The following is a 4,838-nucleotide window of genomic DNA, read 5'->3' on the forward strand; positions in this document are numbered from 1 at the left end:
GCCCTCACGTTTTTATTCAAAATCGGCAAGTCAAGGTAAACGCAACCGCGAGTCGAGGACAACGCATTCGTACAGGGCGATCGCGGGCACAGCTAAAATTTAACACAGGTGCAGTTGGGCGACTCGCACACAACTCTAGCCTCGTGATTGGTCAATGTGCGCGGCTGCAACATGGCTCAATGCTAGTCAATGGAGCTATCAATGGATGTTCATACTCAGCCGTGGCCGGAGTGCGAGGCACGACCTATTTACTAGAAGTTGATGGCAAAGGAGCCTCGACCATTAAGGTGCTAGAGGGCGAAGTGATGGTAACGCGATCGATGCTTCCCATTAGTCAGGATGAGGATCAGACAGACGCGGAGGCGACTCCTTTACAAGGTAAGTTAACCGATAGTCGCATTGCTCCAGTTAATCTTAAAGCAGGCGAAAAAGTCCAGCTAAGTGCGGCGGGCTATCCTTCCCAAGTCGAGCGGTTTGAGCAACCAGAGTTTTCAAGGATTGTGACGGGAACCTGGGTCAGAGACTACGAAGAACCGCTGCCCGGAAGTAAAAAGATTCGACAGAGCTATGAAGCGCAATTTCCAGATCAGTCTTTTCCAAAAGTGCAAGCCTGTGGCACTGGCATTCCTAACTCAATTCGGGTTCGCTTTCCAAAAACCTATGATTTCTTGAAGTCAAATATTTGCCCACAATAACCTATGGTAGATGAAAAAGTTAGCCGATCGTGGCGGTTTACTCCAGCGACAGTTGCACCCCTATTAGTGTGTACTTGGGCACTTTGTAGTGCTGTTACAACTGCCCTAAATCTAGAGCCAGTCAGAGTGATGGAGCTTCAAGCACAGTCTCTATTCTTCCAACTGCGAGGCTCAGTTCGTCAGCCAGACAACATTGTAATTTTGGCGATCGATGATGCCTCTATTGATGATGATTCTCTGCCAGAGGAAGACGCTCGTAAGTCCCAGGCGTTAGAGGCTATTAAATCCTGGCCGTGGCGAAGAACTGCCTATGCTCAAGCGATCGATCGTGTGATGGCCGCCGGAGCGAGCGGGGTCGCAATCGATGTGGTGCTGGATGTACCCAGTCCTTTTCCAGAGGACGATCGCCAGTTGCAAACAACCTTAAAACGCCATGCAGGTCGAGTGACATTAGCCGCAGTTCATGCGCCTTCTTCTTCGACTGGCGGTGGCTTAGAGCAACTGCTGTATCCTGATTCAATGTTTCAGACTACTCCAAACTCTATTGGGTTGATCAACTACGAACCCGAAGCCGACGGAAGCCTGAGACGTTTTACAGACAGCTATATCAACAATCGCATTGATCCAGATCTCCGTCATTCACAAAAAGGTCTAATGTCTTTTAGTCAGGCTAGTTTGCAGTCTGCCAATTTACCTTTTTCTCCAGGCGGAAATCGATACATCTTCTTTTATGGTGGAGAAAGAACATTTCCGACGATTTCGTTTTGGGAAGTTCTCCACGCTGAAAACTGGGCCAAACTCAAGCAACAGCAGGTCTTCAAAGACAAACTAGTACTGATTGGGCCGACTGCAACCTTACTGCATGACACTCATCTTACCCCTGTGGGAATGCTGTCAGGGGTCGAAATTCATGCCAATGCGATCGCCACGATGCTAGAGAACCGAGCCATCTCAGAAGTAGTTCCTAATCCTCTCTGGCGGGGAGTTTTAATTCTTTTTGGAGTCGGTAGCATCAACCTGATTTTAGGTAAACTATTTAAGCGTTCCACATTAGTTTTTCTGGTTGCCCTGGCTGTTGCAGGTAGTTGGGTTGGGGTTAGTTATCTCTGCTTTGTCTATGGTGGGCTGATTTTACCCGTAATGGCTCCCACGATCGCGATTTGTCTGAGTGGACTCTCTTATCTTAGTACGGGTGCTTTGAGGGATCAGTTTGAAAAACGACGGTTGCGCCGCACTTTGGAGCGCTATGTAGCAGCCCCGATCGTTCAAGAAATTTTAAGCCAGCCTGAAGACTTCCAGGCGCTCTTACAGGGGCGAAAACTCAAGGCAGCCGTCTTATTTTGCGATGTTCGCGGCTTCACAGCGCTGTCTTATCAGCTACCTGCTGACCAGCTCGTTGCTCAACTCAATGCTTACCTGAATGCGATGGTAGAAGCGATTGTCGCAGCTAGAGGCACGATCGACAAGTTTATTGGGGATGCAGTCATGGCAGAGTTTGGCTCCCCAGTTTCTCAGGGCGAAAAGAATGATGCGATGAGTGCCATTCGAGCGGCTTTAGCAATGCGACGGGCACTACTGCAACTACAATTTCGATGGCGCAAGCAAGGTAAAGTCTTGTTTCATCATGGGATTGGGATCAGCTATGGGGAGGTGATCGCAGGCAATATTGGCTCTCTACAGCGGATGGAGTACACCGTCATTGGGGATGCCGTCAATGTTGCCAGCCGAGTTCAAGGGCTAACCAAAGAGAATGGAACAGATATCTTAATTACCGAAGCACTGTATAAACTAGTCAAGAATGAGGTCGAGGCTGTGTTTATGGGCGAGTGCCGTCTACGCGGAAGGGAAGCCCATCCAGTCCTCCTTTATTCTCTAATTGGGCTAAAGGGCGGGGATCAGAAACTCTATCGGCAAGTCCAAGCAGAATTACACTCTACCCTGGAGTCGAAAGGAGACAAACAAATTGCAGGAGATCTCGATCGTGAAGTCAATCACCTGTAGTGCTGTCGTTACCTGTGCTGTTATTAACTCGGCAGTTGTTTGTTGTTCACGATCGTAGGTTAATTGAGATCTTACAGCCCTCGCAATAACCGCCCTGAAATCAATTTTCGGCTAATAGCCAAAGTCCTCTGAAGAAGACTCGGCAAGCGTTTTAACCTATTGAAATGGGTTTGGGCTATGAGCCAGGAACTTCAGTTCTTGGCGGTTGTTGCGAGAGATGCAAGATTTAAGTTAACGAATTCTGACAAATCCCGCTTTAGAAATTAGCTCTTGACCCTCACTCGTCAGTAGCATGTGAGCATAGGCTTCGCCAGCCTGCTGGTCGGTCTGACCATCTTGTTTAACAATCACAAATAGTTGGCGAGTAATGGGATACTCACCCGCTTTAAACGCCTCCGCATTTAACTGATTTTTCTGCTTGAAACAGGTTTCTGCGGGAACCAAGGGTTCTTGATAAGGAGACACAAAATTGTTTGACTCCTGGGCAATGGGTAAGGCTCTCACTCCACATTGGGAGACGATCTCTGGCGCTGAAGCATAATAAATGCCACCAGGATCAGTGGACACCTTTTGTAAGCCCGCTGTTGTGTTGTCAACGTAGCGCACATTGTTTCCCAAAAAGCTACCACCCAACACATTTTTGACAAAAAACTCCACGGTTCCACTATCGGCAGCAGGGCGCGAATAAGGTATGATTGCTCGATTTGGGCCGCCTACTTGCTGCCAGTTGGTAATCTTGCCCGTGTAAATGCCTTGGATTTGGCTCAGGTTTAATCCTGGAATGGAAAGACTGGGATGAACGGCGATCGCAATGCCTTCTAGCGCCACGGGAATTTGGTTCAGGCTAAAGCCTCGCAGTTGTGCTTGCTGATACTCCTGTTCTTCTAGAGGTCTGGAGGATTGAGAAAAGGCAAGCTGCCCTTCTAGTAGCATCCGAATTCCCGTACCGGAACCAGCCGTAGCATTAACGGGATGGGTGTAGCGTAGCCGAAACTCTGGGTGTGAAGCTTGGAGAATCGGGTCTACCTCGCGTCGGATATGCGCCCAAGTTGTGCTGCCACCGTAGTTAAACAGTCCAGGCGGTACTTTTTGGATTTGTCCAAAGCTAGGAGGGTGAGAAAGGTCAACACTGGGCGTTAGTTCAACGCTAGGAACTGGTTCAACACCAGGAGTGACTTCAACACTAGGCGTTGACTCGGATGGCTCCGGCTTCTGTGTGGGAACTGGAGAAGACCCAAACTCCTGAGTTGAAGGTGAGATCATCTGAGAAGGCAGCGAAGATAGCAGCGCATTGGCCATCAGAACGGTGAAACCAACTGCTACCAACCCTCTTACAGAGACTAAACGCTTCAGGAACGTCTTTAAAGAAGCTCGAAGCTCGGTTGGCTGTATTTCCGAAGCGGGACTATTGGGCGATCGTTCAGCAGTGCCCCCTGTTTGAGAAGAACCACCATCCGTAGATTGCCGTTGAGCCGATCTCTCGGAGCTTGAGCTTGGAAAATACAAAGGTTTCTTGCTGAAATGTACTGGTTCTAAAGGGTCTTTTGCTGGCATTAACAGCAATGGTTTGAACGGCAGGCTGCCTGACTCAGAGCTTGTGGGTGATTCAGGCGAGTACTCAGGAAAATAGTCAGACAGAGTGTGCAGTGCTGCCAGGGCCTCATTAGCAGTAGGGTAGCGCTCCCGAAAGTCGTAGCGAACCATGCAATCTAACAGATTAACGAGCGCTTCACAGACGGGCGTTCCCTCCTCACACCACCGAAATTCATGGGTGTACGGATCTTTCTTGAGATGCTTAGGACGAATACCCGTTAATGCTTGAATCGCCACCATGCCGATCGCATAGATATCACTGCTAAAATGAGGCTCACCTGCGAGCTGCTCGTTGGCTGTGTAGCCTTGAGTCCCGATCGAAACGGTTAGGTCAGTTTTTCCAGATTTTGCGTCGGCAACTCCCAGACTGACCTGTTTAACTGCCCCAAAATCAATCAAAATAATTCTGCCATCCGATTGACGGCAAATTAGATTAGAGGGCTTGATGTCTCGGTGAATCACGCCTTGCCGATGGACAAAGGCCAGCACGTTCAGGCTGTCTCTTAGCAAAGTCATCACTTCTGCTTCTGTCCAAAGCTGATGATCGAC

General features: G+C 49.0%; 3 protein-coding genes. 2 read left to right on the forward strand and 1 reads right to left on the reverse strand.

The genetic code is table 11. From position 1 onward, the window contains the following. Together ACJ2PR_RS35040 and ACJ2PR_RS35045 are read left to right on the forward strand one after the other, a co-directional pair. On the forward strand, nt 1-695 hold a 695-nt coding region (locus tag ACJ2PR_RS35040; RefSeq protein ID WP_446880514.1), incomplete at its 5' end, for a hypothetical protein. Nucleotides 696-698: 3 nt separating this feature from the next. After that, nucleotides 699-2,696: a CHASE2 domain-containing protein gene (locus ACJ2PR_RS35045; protein ID WP_446880515.1), complete on the forward strand. Its 1,998-nt coding sequence runs from the start codon at nt 699-701 to the stop codon at nt 2,694-2,696. 231 nt (nt 2,697-2,927) lie between these two features. Here ACJ2PR_RS35045 and ACJ2PR_RS35050 read toward each other — a convergent pair. Further along, the coding region (locus ACJ2PR_RS35050; protein WP_446880516.1) for a substrate-binding domain-containing protein at nt 2,928-4,838 on the reverse strand (1,911 nt) is incomplete at its 5' end.

Source organism: Phormidesmis sp. 146-33 (assembly GCF_052939515.1).